General features: G+C 48.6%; 14 protein-coding genes. 10 read left to right on the forward strand and 4 right to left on the reverse strand.

The annotated features are described in order from the left end of the window. Positions 1-237 precede the first annotated feature (237 nt). The 3 genes from H9Q13_RS03630 to H9Q13_RS03640 all read left to right on the forward strand — a co-directional run bounded on the left by H9Q13_RS03630 (position 238) and on the right by H9Q13_RS03640 (position 4,162). Positions 238-2,040 carry an LTA synthase family protein gene (locus H9Q13_RS03630; RefSeq protein WP_191182373.1) on the forward strand — a complete coding sequence of 601 codons (1,803 nt, stop codon included), beginning with the start codon at positions 238-240 and terminating at the stop codon, positions 2,038-2,040. An 89-nt stretch (positions 2,041-2,129) separates the two neighbouring features. After that, complete coding sequence (mtaB, locus tag H9Q13_RS03635) at positions 2,130-3,449, forward strand: tRNA (N(6)-L-threonylcarbamoyladenosine(37)-C(2))-methylthiotransferase MtaB (RefSeq protein ID WP_191182374.1); 1,320 nt, start codon at positions 2,130-2,132, stop codon at positions 3,447-3,449. Between the two features lie 74 nt (positions 3,450-3,523). Beyond that, positions 3,524-4,162: an OmpH family outer membrane protein gene (locus H9Q13_RS03640; RefSeq protein WP_317173865.1), complete on the forward strand. Its 639-nt coding sequence runs from the start codon at positions 3,524-3,526 to the stop codon at positions 4,160-4,162. A 68-nt stretch (positions 4,163-4,230) separates the two neighbouring features. On the opposite strand, the gene H9Q13_RS03645 is transcribed toward H9Q13_RS03640, so the two are convergent. Beyond that, on the reverse strand, positions 4,231-5,475 hold the full coding sequence (locus H9Q13_RS03645; RefSeq protein ID WP_191182375.1) for an ABC transporter permease: 1,245 nt from the start codon (positions 5,473-5,475) through the stop codon (positions 4,231-4,233). Positions 5,476-5,612: 137 nt separating this feature from the next. On the opposite strand from H9Q13_RS03645, the gene H9Q13_RS03650 reads away from it, so the two are divergent. Beyond that, the gene (locus H9Q13_RS03650; protein WP_191182669.1) at positions 5,613-6,878 is read left to right on the forward strand and encodes an asparagine synthetase B; all 1,266 of its coding nucleotides are present in this window, start codon (positions 5,613-5,615) and stop codon (positions 6,876-6,878) included. A 79-nt stretch (positions 6,879-6,957) separates the two neighbouring features. Here the strand turns inward: H9Q13_RS03650 and miaE are convergent, their stop codons facing one another. The 3 genes from miaE to lpxK all read right to left on the reverse strand — a co-directional run bounded on the left by miaE (position 6,958) and on the right by lpxK (position 10,655). Then, complete coding sequence (miaE, locus tag H9Q13_RS03655) at positions 6,958-7,563, reverse strand: tRNA-(ms[2]io[6]A)-hydroxylase (protein ID WP_191182376.1); 606 nt, start codon at positions 7,561-7,563, stop codon at positions 6,958-6,960. Positions 7,564-7,624: 61 nt separating this feature from the next. Next, positions 7,625-9,481 carry a putative porin gene (locus tag H9Q13_RS03660; RefSeq protein ID WP_191182377.1) on the reverse strand — a complete coding sequence of 619 codons (1,857 nt, stop codon included), beginning with the start codon at positions 9,479-9,481 and terminating at the stop codon, positions 7,625-7,627. A 109-nt stretch (positions 9,482-9,590) separates the two neighbouring features. Then, positions 9,591-10,655: a tetraacyldisaccharide 4'-kinase gene (gene lpxK, locus H9Q13_RS03665; protein WP_191182378.1), complete on the reverse strand. Its 1,065-nt coding sequence runs from the start codon at positions 10,653-10,655 to the stop codon at positions 9,591-9,593. A gap of 122 nt (positions 10,656-10,777) precedes the next feature. Here lpxK and H9Q13_RS03670 point away from each other — a divergent pair, with 122 nt between their 5' ends. The 6 genes from H9Q13_RS03670 to miaB all read left to right on the forward strand — a co-directional run bounded on the left by H9Q13_RS03670 (position 10,778) and on the right by miaB (position 17,535). Then, complete coding sequence (locus tag H9Q13_RS03670; RefSeq protein WP_191182379.1) at positions 10,778-11,236, forward strand: hypothetical protein; 459 nt, start codon at positions 10,778-10,780, stop codon at positions 11,234-11,236. 59 nt (positions 11,237-11,295) lie between these two features. Further along, on the forward strand, positions 11,296-12,402 hold the full coding sequence (locus H9Q13_RS03675) for a Nif3-like dinuclear metal center hexameric protein (protein WP_191182380.1): 1,107 nt from the start codon (positions 11,296-11,298) through the stop codon (positions 12,400-12,402). Between the two features lie 8 nt (positions 12,403-12,410). After that, the gene (locus H9Q13_RS03680) at positions 12,411-13,142 is read left to right on the forward strand and encodes a zinc ribbon domain-containing protein (protein WP_191182381.1); all 732 of its coding nucleotides are present in this window, start codon (positions 12,411-12,413) and stop codon (positions 13,140-13,142) included. Between the two features lie 71 nt (positions 13,143-13,213). Next, positions 13,214-14,653, forward strand: a complete 1,440-nt coding sequence (locus H9Q13_RS03685) for a tetratricopeptide repeat protein (protein WP_224744039.1) — start codon at positions 13,214-13,216, stop codon at positions 14,651-14,653. A gap of 13 nt (positions 14,654-14,666) precedes the next feature. Next, complete coding sequence (locus tag H9Q13_RS03690) at positions 14,667-15,962, forward strand: anthranilate synthase component I family protein (RefSeq protein WP_191182383.1); 1,296 nt, start codon at positions 14,667-14,669, stop codon at positions 15,960-15,962. Between the two features lie 133 nt (positions 15,963-16,095). Next, positions 16,096-17,535, forward strand: coding sequence for a tRNA (N6-isopentenyl adenosine(37)-C2)-methylthiotransferase MiaB (gene miaB / locus H9Q13_RS03695; protein ID WP_191182384.1), 1,440 nt, complete (start codon positions 16,096-16,098; stop codon positions 17,533-17,535). Positions 17,536-17,569 lie beyond the last annotated feature (34 nt).

Below are 17,569 nucleotides of genomic sequence, written 5' to 3' on the forward strand. Positions count from 1 at the left end.
AGGTATAGACAAATATAATACATTTAACAAAACAGGGTATAAAATTTAAAGGGTGTTTCGAAATAATTTTATCAAAATTCTAAAACACCCCTTAAAAACTAGAGGGGTAATCAAAAGATGAGTTAACAATAAAATTCAGGTGAATCATCTTAAATCATCCATTGTTAAGAGGAGCGCACCTTATCTAGTATATTTGCAGCCGTGAAACGAAGCTTACTATATCAGCCCTTATACTTTTTGTTTTGGGTACTCTACTTTTTAGCTGCCCGGGCTATTTTTCTGCTATACCACAGTAGTCGCACCCAACAGCTTTCTACAGAAGACCTGTATACCATTTTCAGCAAAGGCCTTCGCCTTGATTTGTCCTTCAGCGGCTATGTAAGTGCCATCCCATTCCTGGCGATATTGGCAACCACGCTTTTTCCAGGGCTGCGTGTGCGCCGTTTTATCCGTTACTATACCTATACCACGCTGGCTTTATTGTCGGTGCTGATGGCCGTGGACCTAGAGCTCTACACCTTCTGGGGCTTCCGATTGGACTCGACTCCTCTGCTATACCTGAACACGCCCGGCGAAATGGCCGCATCCGCCGCATCCGCCCCGGTGCTTTTGCTGGTTGTGATCGCCCTGGGTACCAGTCTGGTGTTTGCACTGCTATTCCGCTATACCTTCGATTACCAGAATTACCACCTCAATTTCTCTAAAGTGACTTATGCAGGTATAGCCTTGACTTTTGCCGCCGTGCTGATTTTGCCAATGCGGGGAGGCTGGCAACAGATACCGATTAACCAGAGCGTGGTTTACTTCTCGGAGAACCCCTATGCCAACCACGCTGGCCTGAATATGCCCTGGAACCTGATGAACACCATGCTCAAGTATAACCAGGAAGCCCGAAACCCATACCAGTACATGGAGATAGACGAGGCTGAGGCACTGGTCAGCCGACTCTACCAAAGCGCCGGCGACTCCGCAGAACGCATCCTTCAAGTAGAGCGCCCTAATGTGCTTTTTATCATCCTGGAAAGTTACACGGCTAAGTTTATCGGGCATCTGGGTGGCGAGCAAGGCGTAACCCCCAACCTGGACCGCATAGCTGCGGAAGGCATGAGCTTCATGAAAATGTATGCCAGCGGCGACCGAAGCGAGAAAGGTATGGTGGCTTTGCTGAGTGGTTATCCGGTGCAAACGACGACTTCCATCATCAAAAACCCAAAAAAAACTGAGCAATTGCCGCACCTGAGCCAGGTATTCAAACAGGCAGGCTATAGTACTGGGTTTTATTATGGCGGTGAGTTAGAATTTGCCAACATCCGCTCTTATTTGCAGAATGGTGGCTACGACCGGCTGATAGATAAGTATGATTTCCCTGAAGAGAGCTACAACTCGAAGTGGGGTGCGCATGATCACGTCTTGTTTGACCGGGTGCTGCAAGACCTGAAGGAAGCCAACGAACCTTTCTTCACGACGGTCTATACCTTGAGCAGCCACGAGCCTTTTGAGACGCCTATACCTGCCAAATTTCCAGGAACGAGCGTGACCGACAAGTTCAGGAACTCGGTTTATTATACCGACTGGGCATTAGGCCGATTTATGGAAGAAGCCCGTCAGCAACCCTGGTGGGATTCTACGCTTATCGTGCTGGTAGCTGACCACGGACATCCTCTGCCCTATGAAGACCCGAACCACCTGAGCACGAAGTTCCGCATACCTTTCGTATTGGCGGGCGGTGCCTTATCGGCAAAAGGAAAGCAGGTAAAGGAGCTAGCCAGCCAAACCGATATTGCCACTACCCTGCTCTATCAGTTAAGTCTGCCTTACCGGGACTTTAAGTGGGGCCGTAACTTACTGGCGCCAACAGACTACCCATTTGCGTTTTATGTGTTCAATGATGGATTTGGATTTATTACGCCCGGCACGGTGTTCTCTTTCGACAACGTTTCCCAAAAACCTATTTTACGAGGCAAAGGGCTTACAAAACAACAACTGGAGTATGGGAAGGCCTACATGCAATCCTCGTTTGAAGACTTTGTGCGAAAGTAAATTTCATGGACATAAGTGAGGTTACAATACGCATAGCAGGCGCACATGCTCCCATTCACAACTAAAATTAGTATCTTTGCCCCCTGATTATGAAAAAGGTAGCATTCTATACATTAGGTTGTAAACTCAACTACTCTGAAACCAGCACCATCGGAAGAATCTTCCAGGAGCGTGGCTTCGAGAAAGTGGAGTTCACTGACAAACCCGACATATACGTCATCAATACTTGCTCTGTCACCGACAACGCCGATAAAAAATGTCGCAAGATCGTGAAAGAGGCGCTGAAGCACTCCCCAAACGCTTTCATTACCATCGTAGGCTGCTATGCGCAGCTCAAGCCAAAGGAGATCAGCGATATACCGGGTGTTGACGCAGTGTTGGGTGCTGCCGAGAAGTTTCAGTTGGTGGATATCCTGGAAACCTTTGAGAAGAAGGCACAACCACAGGTATACGCCAGCGCCATCAGCGAGGCCAACACTTTCCATAACTCCTATTCTTTCGGAGACCGAACCCGCACCTTCCTCAAGGTACAGGACGGCTGCGACTATTCGTGCACCTTCTGCACTATTCCCCTGGCACGTGGCAACAGTCGCTCCGATACCATCGCCAATGTGGTGCGCTCAGCGCATGAGATTGTGGAGTCGGGCGTAAAGGAGATCGTGCTGACCGGTGTGAATACGGGCGACTTTGGCCTGCAGAACGGCGAACGGGTAGAAACCTTTTATGAACTGGTGCAGGCATTGGATCAGGTAGAAGGTATAGACCGTTTCCGAATTTCCTCCATCGAGCCGAACCTGCTCAAAGACGAGATCATTGAGTTTGTAAGCCAGAGCAAGCGGTTTATGCCACACTTCCATGTGCCGCTGCAGTCAGGCTCCAACAAAATACTCAAGCTCATGCGCCGCCGCTACTTGCGCGAGCTGTACGCCGACCGTGTAAGTACCATTAAGTCGTTGATGCCGCACTGCTGCATTGGCGTAGACGTGATCGTGGGTTTCCCGGGTGAGACTGAGGAGGATTTCCTGGAGACTTACAACTTCATCAACGACCTGGATGTGAGTTACCTGCACGTGTTCCCTTATTCGGAGCGCGAAAACACCTCGGCCCCAGAGTTGCCAGGCAAAGTAAGTATAAAAGACCGCAACCGCCGTGCCGACATGCTGCGCATCCTCTCAGAGAAGAAAAAGCGCTATTTCTATGAGCAGAACATTGGCCGTGAATTCACCGTGCTTTTTGAAGACGACGTGAAAGACGGGTTGATGGAAGGGTTCACTGAAAATTATGTGCGGGTCGTTGCCAAGTATGACCCGGTGTTGGTCAACGAGACGAAGCATGTGCGCTTAACGGGCATCAACGAGCAAGGACTAATGCAGGCAGAAGAGAGCTTTGCGGAGGTTTTGAAACATTAAAAATTCTGAATTTTTAAAAAATTTGCCTTATATTTTCAACCTGAATCAATCCATAAAGCTTAAAACCAACCATTGTGAAATTATCTAAAATTGTATTGGGAGTAGCAGCAGCAGCCCTTGTAACCGCCTGCAACACCGATCAGAAAACTCAGACCACTGGTACAGCCACTACATCGGCTGCCGCTTCTGATTCTCTTGCAGTTGCTGCTAATGCTGATATCGTGTATATCAACTCTGACTCCTTGCTAAGTAAGTATGAGTACTTTAAGGACGCACGCACACGCTTCCAGTCCAAGACAGAAAAAGCTGAGAAAGATCTGCAGGCCAAAGCATCTGCTTTCGAGAAAGAGGTGCAGAACTACCAGCGCACAGGTGGTAACATGAGCATGGAGCAACGTGCCTCCACGGAGAAGAAGCTAGCCCAGCGCCAACAGCAGTTGCAGCAGCAAAGCCAGACAACGGGCAGCCAACTGGCAAACGAAGAGGCAGAGGAAATGAAGAAGATCTACGACCGCGTAGAGGCCTATCTTCAGAAACTCAGTCAGGAAAGAGGCTATAAAATGGTGCTGACTTACTCAAGAGGCCAGAGCGCCATCCTATACGGAGATTCTACGCTCGATATAACCGGTGAAGTTCTTGAAGGCCTGAATGCTGCTTACGGTGAAGAAAAAGAAGCATCTAAAACCAAGGATTCAGCTGCGAAGAAAAAGTAACTGATCAAGTATAAAAACAGAAAGGCGGGTTGATATCCCGCCTTTTTTATTTCTGCCAGTTTTTTCTGCTACTCATATCGTAGCGCTTCGATCGGGTCCAGTTTGGATGCGCGGTGCGCCGGATAGTAACCCGACAGGACCCCTACGATCACGCATATGGTCAGTCCTACCATCACCCAAATCCAGGGAACGATGAAGCCTCCTTCGCCGATGAGAGAGGCAATGCCATTCCCCATCATTATACCCAGGAATATTCCGACCATACCACCCAATATGCAAATCACGATAGCCTCAATCAGAAACTGCTGTCGAATTTGAAGCGAAGTGGCCCCCATGGCTTTGCGCACCCCAATCTCGCGTGTACGCTCATTCACCGACACCATCATGATGTTCATCAGTCCGACAGAAGCTCCAAGCAGCGTGATGAAACCAATCACGAAACCCCCTACTTTCAGGTAGCCCGATATCTCGTTCAGACTTTGGATCAGGGAATCGCTACGCTTTATTTCGAAAGACTCTTCCTGCCCCAACTGATCCTGTCGCACATTGCGCATGACACCCGTTGCCTCTCCCATGACGTAAGTCAGTTCATCAGGCTTGGAGATCGAGGTTTTAATGTTGTAAGTGAGTGAGGAATTACCTGCTCTCGGAATCTGGCGACCTGTTTCGAGCGGGATCAGGATCATGCGGTCTGCCCCGCTGCCTCCCATGCTGCTGCCTCTCTTTTCGAGTTCACCCACAATTTTAAAGCGACGACCCAAGAAGGACACATACTCTCCTATCGGGTCGGTTTTAGGGAACAGTTTGTCCGATATCTCTTTTCCGATCACTGCTACGTTGGTCCCGAACTCCAGTTCATAGGAGGAAAAGCCACGGCCACGCGCCAGGTTCAGATTTTGATTGGGTATATAAAATTCGTCTCCGGCTGCGATGGTGATGTTGGGGTTGGTTTTGTCGGTGGCGCTTTTCACAACCGTTGCTCCCGCTATATTGGCAGAGAGGCTGACCCTCGAATTTTTCTCCATCAACTCTTTGTACTTGATCGCCTGCTCGTAAGTGATGTCGGGATATACCTTGTCTGTTCTGCTCTGGTTATTGCCCCTGCCATTATTGCTTTTTTTGCGAATATCGAAGGAGTTGGCACCTAAGCTCGAAAAAGTCTGGTCGAGTGAATGCTTGATGCCGTCGACTGCCGTTAGTATACCTACTAGTGACATGATGCCGATAGAGATAATCAAGCCGGTTAGGATTGTTCGCAGCAGGTTGCTTTTAATGGCGCGTATGCTTTCGCGTATATTTTCGAGCAGACTCATAGTTTAGAAGTATTTTGTATGTGCAACGCTCTACCCTACGTTAAGTATAATGGAGTGCGACTGGATACTAATTTAACCCCAATATCTGAAAAAAGAACCAATTTCAATACATTTGTTACCATACCTACGTTGTGAAAATGCTCATTCGCTCTATATCTCTACTGATTGCCGGACTGTTGCTTGCCTGTCAGGCCCTGGCGTCCACTGTGCTTATACCTATGGATGAGTCTCAAAAAGACCATTTGAAATCTTATGGCGCTGCATATTGGGTACTCACAAACAAAGTGACGGTAGACTGGCTGCTTAACTACAGGGGAGGCAGTTTCGCCTTTCAGCATGCGCCACAGCTAGAGAATGAGCTGGTGGTCAGGGGCATCAGCTATACCGTAATCTCCGACGCGCAGTATAATTCCATCCTCACACAGATCAGCAATCCGGAAGCAAACATGGATGTGATGAAGCTGGAGAAAGTACCCAAGATCGCGGTCTATACCCCCAAGTCCAAAATGCCCTGGGACGATGCCGTAACCCTGGTATTGACTTACGCTGAAATTCCTTATGATATGGTATATGACGAGGAGATCATGCGGGGCGACTTGCCCAAATATGATTGGTTGCACCTTCACCACGAGGACTTTACAGGCCAGTATGGCAAGTTTTACTCGAGCTACCGACACTACCCCTGGTACCAGGAGCAACAGCGCGAGGCAGAGGCTTCGGCCAAAGCTTTGGGGTTTAAAAAAGTATCGGAACTGAAGGGGGCTGTGGTACGGACAATCCGCGATTTTTGCGCTGGCGGCGGTTTCCTTTTTGCCATGTGCTCCGCAACCGATACCTACGACATTGCGCTGGCTGCCGAGGGGCTGGACTTTATTGAGGCGATGTATGACGGCGACGGTTCCGATCCTAATGCCCAAAGCAAACTAGATTACAGCAAGACATTTGCCTTCAAGGATTTCTCGCTGGTGCGCAATCCACTGGAATACGAGTACTCCAACATCGACATGCAGCCACAAGAGCGCGGTCTGACAGAGGCCAATGACTTCTTCCAGCTTTTCACTTTTTCAGCCAAGTGGGATCCGATTCCAACCATGCTGACGCAGAACCACGCCAAAACCATAAAGGGCTTCATGGGGCAGACAACTGCATTCCGAAAAGGATTGGTGAAACCAGAAGTGGTGGTGATGGGTGAGAACAAGGAGATGGGCGAAATTAGGTATATGCACGGCACTTTTGCTCGTGGCACCTGGACATTCTACAGCGGTCACGATCCGGAAGACTACCAGCACCTGGTGGGCGAAGACCCTACTGACCTGGCCCTCCACCCCAATTCGCCAGGGTATAGACTCATCCTCAACAACATCCTCTTCCCAGCCGCCAAAAAGAAAAAACAGAAAACGTGATTTAAGTGAACAGTTTACAATAATCAGTTACCTAATAGCTTTCACAATGTTTTCTGATAACTGAAAACTGTTTCCTGCATTAGTGCATTCTGTCCGGGCGGGGTTCTAAGTTGCGGATGATATCCGCTTCGATTTCGAGGAGTTCTTGCAGGCGGGCATCAACCACCTCAGTCGGCATGTACTCTTTGGCCAGTTTCACGAAACTCACGTAGTGCCCGGCCTCCGATACCATCAATTCATAATAGAATTTCTGTAAATCCTCGTCCTGAATGTTTTTCCAAAGGAGTTTAAAGCGCTCACAACTGCGCGCTTCGATCAGGGCATTCACCAACAGGTGATCCATCAGTTGGCGTTCCCGCAGACCGCCTTTACGGATATGTTTGGTCAGTTCTACTACATACTCATCCGGTCGGTTACGGCCCAAGCCATAGCCGCGCTTTTTCAACTCGGCCATTACGCGCTCAAAGTGGCTCCACTCCTCCGCCACCAGGTCTGTCATCTCCTCTACCAAGCGTGTCTTGTCCGGGTACTTTACGATCAACGATATACCGGACGTGGCTGCTTTCTGCTCGCAGTAGGCATGATCCACCAAAATCTCCTCTATATTTTTTTCGGCAATATTCACCCAACGGGGGTCTGTCGGCAGATGGAGACGAAGTATAGTTTTGGTCGGCTGAGAAGACATAACAATAGATGATAGGTAAAACCCTTTATGACAAGGGTAAATCAAAGTGATTACTTATAGCTTAATCAAAGAACATCCACTTGATGCCAAACACGAAGCTCGTGCGCATGCCTGGATAGAAGGGGGTTGTAAAATAGCCCGGGGCTGTCAGGCCAGTGGCGATGTTGGACATCTTCAGGAACACGTTCAGACTTTTGATATCGGCATTGATGAAAACATCCGTCACAGGGTAGGTACGAATTTCGAAACCATTCTGCAGGTAAAACTGCTGCGTAACCGGCATATAGGCATCTGCCCTGTACGCAGTAGGTGTGTATACCTGTACTCCGAATTGCCCGATCAACGCCCTTTTAAACAAGGCACCTTCGAAATACAATTTAGAATCGAACAGCCACTCAGGTATACGGAGGGTCTCTGCTTCATCCGTATTGGTATACGCCACGAAATTTTCGAAATTAATAACACCGAAACGTATACGGTGCTGCAACTCAGCCCCGAATAGCCTTTGGTTGCCTGTCAGCTGCTGTGGCAGGGCCTGCTCGTTAAAGAAAATATGACGCTTGATGTTGTTATAGTGCCCCGTGAGGCGAACATACTGGCGCTCGCCTAGCTTACCTGCAAAGGTTGCATCCAATCTGTCTGTCACCGAATTATTGAAATTGTTATTCCACTGGAAATGATTGCTTTCCATGCGCTGCTCTATCAGTGAAGGCGATCGTAGAACCCGGGCCACGCTGAACTGCAGCGGCCCCAGTTTGGCCCTTGCGCTCACATTGTAATCATTTGCCATTTGGAACTCGCCGTTCACTGAGACCAATGCGGGTCCATACATCAGCCGCAACTCCCCCCCAACAAAGAGTTGGTTAACTTTTTCGGAATACAGGATGTTGCTGCTTGTGGTATCCTGCAGATTCAAATACAGCACCCGGTAGTCCAGCTTAGAGCTTCGATGCTTGATGTAAGCCTTGTAAAAGGAGAGTTTGTTATTACCTGTCAGGCCGGCCACGTTCTGGTATTCCCTGTAATTGGTGCGGTCATCCGTCAGGTTGGGATGGTAGACCGTTTGAGGATAGAAGATAAGTGAGCTAAGGGAATCGGCCTGCCGTGGTATAGCATCATCCTGAAACAAGTTGCGCTGGCGCGCCCAATCGAAGGAGTGAAACAACTTGAGGTTCTCACCAGCTAGTTTATAAATATGCAGCAAGTGATAATTGTTCCGGAACTCGCGTGTGGCCGCCTGGTTCAGAAACGTCAATTCATTCTGATACCCAAATAGATCGTCCTGCGTCTCTCCGACACTTGCTTGTATGCCGCCAAACTCAATCTGTTCGTGGTTAAAGTGTGTAAAGTTGGCAAAAAGATGGTAGTTGCCATTTTCGGAACGGTAATGCGTAAAGGCCTTCACAGCCTGACTGCTCAGGTAGCCATCCCCACGGAGGCTGGATACACCGATCTGTCTGTTGCCGGAAAGGATTTGGTAAGCTATACCTGCGTTCCAACGGGGCGTAATGTTGCGGGCATGGGTTCCTTCAAACACCTGCTCACCGCGCTGTCCCTGTATGTAATAGATATGCGAGTAAGGCGAACGGGTATCATAATAGTTGATCAGGTCAGGTTTGTAGGCATAGCGGGAGAAAGCTTGCTTGCCAAGTCTGGCGCCGATTTTGTCGGGCATGCGGAACAGAATCGGTTTGGCTGCTGTGCCAATATTCCCTAAATGCTGGAAATAAGCCGTGTCGTGATACCAGAAACGCTCGTTGTGTATGTTCTGCACGCTGGTATCGATGCGCTGCTGCAAGTAGCGCCCTTCCAATACGTCGTTTTCAAACAATTGGAGCGTAGTCTTCGGACTGTATAAGACCTTGGTTGTGTCATCAATAATCTGAGCGACAGCCTGGTGGCCGGCTAATACGATCAAAAGGAGTAATATTCCTGCTAAGAGCTTACTTTTCACAATCCAAAATTAGTGATTTTCACGCAACCCGTATACGTGCCGGGCCAAAGTATAAGGTATAAATACGGGGATTTTAATGATCGGCGGTGTTATTGCTGTCAAAAGATGCCAGATGCTGCTCTATCAAGCTCTTAAAGTCTGCCTCTCCATCCATAAACTCCACCTCTATGGGGATGTAAAACAATGGCAGTCGGAGCGCTATCTCCCTCAAGGATGAATCAGTCAGTTTTACAGCGTCCTTTCGCGTCGTAACTATACTCACATTGCCCTTCTGCTCTGCCTGCAGCAATTGCTGTATCCGGTTTAAATCCTCGCTTGTATAAGCATAATGGTCTGCAAATGACAAGTGTTTGACAATGGTATAGCGTTGCTCTTCCAGGTAATTGACCAAAGGACGATCATTGGCTATACCTGTCAGAAGGATGATTTTATTAGAGATCTGGCCGGCATTTCCAATCGCTACAGGTCTGCCATACCTAAAGCCAGTGAAAAAAACAGGTATACCTGGTTGGCTATACCGACGTATGCGCCCCTCAATGTCGCTTCTGTTTTTAGCAGACAGGTTGGATGGGCACTTACTCACCATGATGATGTCCGCTCTTTTAGCGCCGCTTCTGGGTTCACGCAGCAATCCGGCCGGTAGAACATGGTCCTTATAAAATGGTCGGTTGAAGTCTGTCAGCATGATCATGAGCGAGGGCTGCACGGGACGGTGCTGCATGGCGTCATCCAAAACAACCGCATCCAGGTCGGGCCGCAGCCTTTGCAGTTTGTCTATACCTTCCACTCTGCTCTCGCTTACAGCCACTGTCACCCCCGGGAAGTCACGGTGATATTGAAAAGGCTCATCCCCTAGCGACGCTGCCGACGCTTTGTGATCGGCTAAAACGAATCCCTTGCTTTTGCGCTTATAGCCTCTGCTCAACACGGCGACCTGGCGTGTCTGCAACAGGCGCAGCAGGTACTCCACATGTGGTGTTTTACCAGTGCCTCCAACTGTAAGATTACCAACTGCGATTACAGGTATGGCATACCGCTTCGAGTCTAGAACCCCTCTGTCATACAACATATTACGAAGCTGCATAACACCGCCATAAAGCAAGGATAATGGCCAAAGCAGCAGTCGGAAATAACGCATAGTCAATCTTTATACCTACAAAGGTAGGGAATTATGGGAAGAGCACTTTGCAGGTGCTTGTTTTATATAGAGTAAAAGTTCTATATTTAGTTCTCAGTCTAATCCGCGCCTTACTACTTTGCATGAATACAAACAGAATACTATACCTGCTGTTGCTCACCCTGCTGCTCTATGCCTCGGGCTGCAGTCCCTGCGCTACCCTGCGCCCCGAGCCGCCGGCACCGGTCGCCTTCTACCTGGTTGATTCGGCCGGCAACAATGCCTTCGCAGTGGCTGAAAATGGGCTACACCCTGACTCCCTTCATCTGTCGCTTGAAAACGAGCCCTTTAGTTACCTGTTCACCGGCAGGGACGAGGCCATTGGAAATATCGTGTTCGAAACCTATCCTGTCATCTACACCAAGTCCCGTGTGCGCTTGCTACTCCACCTGAACAGTTCCAACACCGATACGCTCGATATCGCTTATACCATCAGCAGAGGCAAATGCTATACGGACTATACCTATACGGCTTTCTTTTTCAATGGCAAGGAGCTGAAGCGACACCCGGACACCGGCTATCTGCAGTTAACTGTGCTGTAAATTTTCATGGCTGGGCTTTACTTACTATTTTGGGGCAGTAACAGTATAGGATAAGCAGCATGAGAGAGAAAAATACGATAGCCGAAATTATTAAAGTACTGGAAGACTACGCGCCTATACCTTACCAGGAAAGCTACGACAATTCAGGGCTTCAGACAGGGGATGCCAGTGCTGAAGTATCCGGCGTGCTCCTGACGTTGGATTGTACAGAGGCGGTGATCGACGAGGCCATCGCCAAAGGCTGCAACCTGGTGGTGGCGCACCATCCCGTTATCTTCAAGGGTCTCAAAAGCCTTACGGGCCGAAGCTATGTGGAACGCACGATCATCAAGGCCATCCGGCACAATATCGCCATTTATGCCAGCCATACCAACCTCGACAGTGTGCACAACGGGGTGAATGCCAGGATTGCAGAAAAGCTTCAGCTGACAAACGTTAAGATGTTGTCTTCTAAGCCTCATACCTTAATGCAGCTTGTCTTTTTTGTGCCCGTCCAGAACACGGAGGAAGTACTCAGCGCCATACACAAAGCGGGTGCCGGGCAAATTGGTGAATACAGTGACTGTAGCTTCCAGGTACAGGGCAAGGGCCGCTTCCTACCCTCGCAAAATGCCGATCCCACCATAGGGGTGCCTGGCAAGGCTGAGCAGGTAGAGGAGAACCGGATAGAGGTCATTTTCCCGGCATTTAAACAGCACAAGATCATGCAGGCGCTCCTTCAGGCACACCCTTACGAAGAAGTGGCGCATTACCTGACCCTGCTGGAAAACTCAAACCAGGAAGTGGGCATCGGCATGATTGGTGAGCTCCACGAGCCAATGAATGAAGCTGCTTTTCTGGCTTACCTGAAAGAGAAAATGGAATTGTCAGTAGTGCGCTATACCCCTGTGGGTGATAAAACTATCCGGCGTGTGGCAGTTTGCGGCGGCTCAGGCAGTTTCTTGATCAAAGATGCACTGAGGAATGGGGCTGATGCCTATGTGACGGCAGATGTGAAATACCACGAGTTTTTTGACGCCGAGAACCGCCTTTTGATTGCCGATATCGGGCACTATGAAAGCGAGGTATTCACAAAGGGGATTTTTTATGATACAATTTCCAAAAACTTTGCTAATTTTGCAGTCTATTTATCGGAAGTAAACACAAACCCTATCAGATACACCTAATTAACTACATGGAAAGTACGGTAGCCAGCAAATTGGAAGCATTGCTAAAGCTTCAGAACATCGATTCGCAGCTTGATGAAATTAGACGCGTAAGAGGCGACCTCCCTGAGGAGGTTCAGGACCTGGAAGATGAGATTGAGGGCTATGAGGTAAGGGTTCGAAAGTTTGATGACGAGGTTGCATCCTTGAACGACTCTATCGCCCAGCGCAAGCAGTCCATCAAAGACGCAGAAGGCCTGATCAGAAAATACGAAGACCAGCAGGGGAACGTTCGCAACAACCGCGAGTACGATGCAATCACGAAGGAAATCGAACTTCAGAAACTGGAAATCCAGATTGCTGAAAAGAAAATAAAGGAGGCGCATTACCAGATCGAGCAGAAGATCACTGAGATCGAAGGTACGAAGCACCGCCTGGAAGAGCGTCGTAAAGACCTCGATAACAAAAAGCATGAACTGGATCAGATTGTTGCTGAGAGCGAAGAAGAAGAAAACAAGCTGGAGAAGGAGCGCGATGCGGCAGCCGGCCAGATTGAGGACCGTCTTCTAAGCGCCTATTCCCGTATCCGCAAAAACGTTCGCAACGGCCTTGCTGTTGTTACCGTGAAGCGTGATGCCTGCGGTGGTTGCTTCAATACTGTTCCTCCTCAGCGCCAGGCTGACATTGCGGCTCAGAAAAAAGTAATCGTTTGTGAGCACTGTGGCCGTATCATGGCTGGTGTAGAGCAGCGTGTATTCTAAATGAGATGATCTTCAGCGTTTTTCGCTTGATTTCTACATATAAAAGGATGGCTATAGCCCATCCTTTTTTTTTGTGTCTGCTTCTCTCCTCTCCAGTCGCTGCTACTTCGGTATTTAACCAGACGGTAAGCCGAGCTTACAGTGAGACCATTAAACTCCGGATTTCCAATGGCCGGACTATCATCCGGCAGGAGTTGCAGGCTAACCCAACCAATGCGGCGGCCATGTTGGTGGAGAATCAACAGGACTTCCTGACCCTTGCCGTAGAGCAAAACCCGAAGAGGTTTGGAGCATTGCTGAAAGCTCAGGAAAACCGTCTCGAACAACTGGCTTCCAGTGAAGAGCGCTCCGCCTGGTCAGATTTTGCCTTGGCTGAGATAAGGCTGCAGGTTGCGTTGAGCAAACTCTTGCAAGATCAAAAACTTGCCGCTGCCTGGGACTTGCGTCAGGCTTATCTGCAGTACCTTTCTAATGCGCGGCGCTACCCTAATTTCCTTCCCAATAAAAAGTCACTGGGTGCCCTGCAGGTATTGATCGGCTCTGTCCCCGATTCTTATAAGTTTTTCCTGAACATCATCGGGATGAAAGGCGACATCAAAACAGGTATGGCCAACCTGCATACCGCCTCTAGCCGCGAAAACCCATTTCAGGAAGAAGCTAAACTCATGTATGGCTTGATCCTACACCTGGTAGACCAAGATAGACAACAAGACGCAGCCACCATGGTGTACACCTTGGCAACCGAAAAACCTGACAATTTGCTTTTCAGCTTTGTGGCCTTGCATATACTCAAAAAAAACAAACAGAGTGATTTAGCGCATACCCTTGATAAGCGACGCCCCACTGGTAACGCCTACATAAGCTTTCCCTATCTGCACCACATGGCAGCCGACCTGTACCTGTACAAAGGGGACTTTGAGAACTCCATCCGGGAAAACAAAGTCTTTCTGCAGCAACATAAAGGAGCGCATTACATCAAAGCTGCACATTATAAGCTATACCTGGCCAGTTGGCTAAACCAGCAACAGCAGCAAGCGATCTATCACCGCAACCTGATCAGGCAAGTGGGTAAGTCAGTCGTAGAAGAAGATTCCTATGCCCAACGTTACACTGAACAGCAAATCGAGCCTAATCGCCATTTACTACTGGCCCGTCTTCAATCGGATGGCGGATATTATCGGGAAGCGCTGGCAGTATTGCAGCAGATGAAATTGAACAACCGCATGGAGCAGGAGGTTATAGCGGAGTATTATTACAGAAAGGCACGTATCTGGCATGGGTTAGATGAGCCTACACAAGCCAAGCAGCACTACGAACAGGCTATACTTGCTTGCGAGAACTCCACCCTGTATTTCGCGCCCAACGCCGCACTCCAACTAGGATATCTGTACCAGCAGGCGCATCAGATTGAGCTGGCCCGACATTATTTTATGAAAGCCCTTTCATACAAAGGACATGCTTACAAAAACAGTATAGACGGCAAGGCCAAGCTGGCACTTCAAACTCTTTGACTTTTGAAACTCAATGTCTTATAATTTAACTCTTAAAGCAGAAAATTTACCTGTTAGCCTGACGGATTTTCGTCAGCGGGCTCTTGCCTGGGCCAACGAGTTACCACTCATGGCCAGTTATACCTCCAACGACATCCCCTACCCATACCATGGCTTCGATGAGCTACTGGCCGTCTCGTCTGGCGCAGCCTTGCCAATAGATCAGGACAACGCATTCGAAAGCCTGCAGGAGAATCTTGACAGGCAACAGACTCTGTGGTGCGGCTTCCTGGCTTACGACCTCAAGAACCAGATAGAAAAACTCACAAGCGATAACCCGGACCACGTGGGCTTCCCCTCGCTGTTTTTCTTTGAGCCTGAGCTATACCTGTACTTTGAGCAGGAAGAAATCAGGGTATACAGTCAGGAGGACAACATAGCGGAAACCATACAGCAAATTCTTAATACTGCTGCCTCTGAACCATTGGCTATACCTGAAATCCAGTTGCAGCAACGCGTCAGCCGCGAAGACTATATCCGGCATGTGGAGCGGGTACGGCAGCATATTCTGGAGGGAGATGTTTATGAGCTGAATTATTGCATGGAGTTCTATGCAGAGCAGGTAACTCTATCTCCCTTGCCGCTATACTTGGCTTTAAATGCTGTTTCCCCTACTCCTTTCTCCGGTTACCTCAAGTATCATGACCGTTACCTGCTGTGTGCTTCACCCGAGCGCTATCTCAAAAAGGAGGACCGTAAATTAATCTCACAACCAATTAAAGGGACCATTCGAAGAGGAGCAACACCAGCAGAAGACCTGCAACTGCAGCAGCAACTTCGGCACGACGAGAAGGAGCTGGCCGAGAATATGATGATCGTGGACCTGGTACGCAACGACCTGCGCCGTTCCTGCACGACCGGCACCATTCAGGTGGAGGAAATGTTTGGCATATACGGTTTCAGACAAGTATCCCAGATGATTTCGACTATCAGTGGGCAATTACGTCCGGAGTGTGACATAGTAGACGCCCTGAAAGGAACGTTCCCGATGGGTAGCATGACCGGTGCGCCCAAAATCAGGTCAATGGAAATTATAGAAGAGCTCGAAGCAACGAAAAGAGGGCTTTACTCGGGCGCATTTGGGTATATCAAACCAAACCAGGACTTCGATCTGAATGTTGTGATCAGAAGCCTGCAGTACAACGCAACAACTGGCTACCTCTCCTTTATGGTGGGGAGTGCCATTACTTATGAGGCTATACCTGAGAAGGAATATGAAGAATGCTTGCTAAAGGCACGCGCAATCCTGCAAGTGCTTGGTTTGAAATAATAAACCCGCCTCTAACATATATAGCCTCAGTAATAATACATGACCATCCCAAAATTGATGAATTCCTCTGCCATTCTGTCACGTTTATAAAAGGGATTATAGTATATTTGCACCAGGAAAGAGATTTTGAAGCATGGATCCGATTATAGATTTAGATTTTATAGATAACCGCACACCCGAGCAGGCTACAGCCGCTGCATCATGCGACACTAAAGTGTCAGTTGAGACCAACACGGGCAAAACACGTAAGCTTTACATCGAGAGCTACGGTTGCCAGATGAATTTCTCTGACAGTGAGATCGTTTCGTCTATTATGCATGAGCAGGGCTTTGATACCACTTCTAACATCGAGCATGCTGATGTGGTATTCCTTAACACTTGCTCTATCCGTGAGAAGGCTGAAACTACTGTTCGCAACCGTTTAGGTCAGATCAATTATTACAAGCGCAAAAAGCCCTCGATGGTAATAGGTGTGCTCGGTTGCATGGCGGAGCGACTTAAAAAATCTTTGCTGGAAGAGGAAAAGATCGTGGACCTGGTGGTTGGTCCAGACGCCTACCGTGACCTGCCTAACCTGATCAACGAAGTGGACGGGGGGCAAAAAGCTGTGAACGTACTGCTGTCGCGCGAAGAAACCTACGCCGACATTAACCCTATTCGTTTGAACAGCAACGGGGTAAGTGCTTTTATCTCCATTATGCGTGGTTGCGACAATATGTGTTCCTTTTGCGTAGTGCCATTTACCCGTGGCCGCGAACGCAGTCGGGATGCCCACTCTATCGTGCGCGAAGCAGAGGGGTTGGTGGCACAAGGTTTTAAAGAAGTAACGCTGCTAGGTCAGAATGTGGATTCCTACAAATGGGAATCTGAAGATGGCACGGAGAAAGTAAACTTTGCCCAGTTGCTGGAGCTAGTAGCCCAGCTTAGTCCTGATTTGCGTGTGCGTTTCTCTACCTCTCATCCAAAAGATATTACGGACGAAGTGTTGTATACCATGAAGAAGTATGACAACATCTGCAAGTATATACATCTTCCGGCCCAAAGCGGTAACTCCCGCGTGCTGGAACTGATGAACCGTACTTATGACCGGGCCTGGTACCTCAACAGAGTGGATGCCATTCGCGCTATATTAGGTGAAGAATGCGGCATATCTTCTGATATGATCGCTGGTTTCTGCTCTGAGACCGAGGAAGAGCATCAGGATACGCTGTCGTTGATGGAATATGTACAGTATGACTATTCCTATATGTTCTTCTATTCTGAGCGCCCCGGTACACTTGCGGCCCGCAAACTGGAAGATGATATTCCATTGGAAGTTAAAAAGCGTCGTCTGGCTGAAATAATCGAGAAGCAGCGAGAATGTTCACTGAACAGAAACAAGCTGGATATCGGCAGGATGCACAGAGTGCTGGTAGAGAACTTCTCTAAGAAGTCCGCCGACTTCCTGAGCGGGCGCAATGACCAGAACAAAGTCGTGATCTTCCCTAAGAAACATTATAAAAAGGGTGATTACGTGAACGTATTCGTAAATGATTGCTCAGTAGGAACGCTCTTCGGAGAAGCTGTTAATTAGATTTGGAGATTTGGAAATGTGATGATTTGAAAAT

This window comes from Pontibacter aquaedesilientis (assembly GCF_014773225.1).
Lineage (GTDB): Bacteria > Bacteroidota > Bacteroidia > Cytophagales > Hymenobacteraceae > Pontibacter > Pontibacter aquaedesilientis.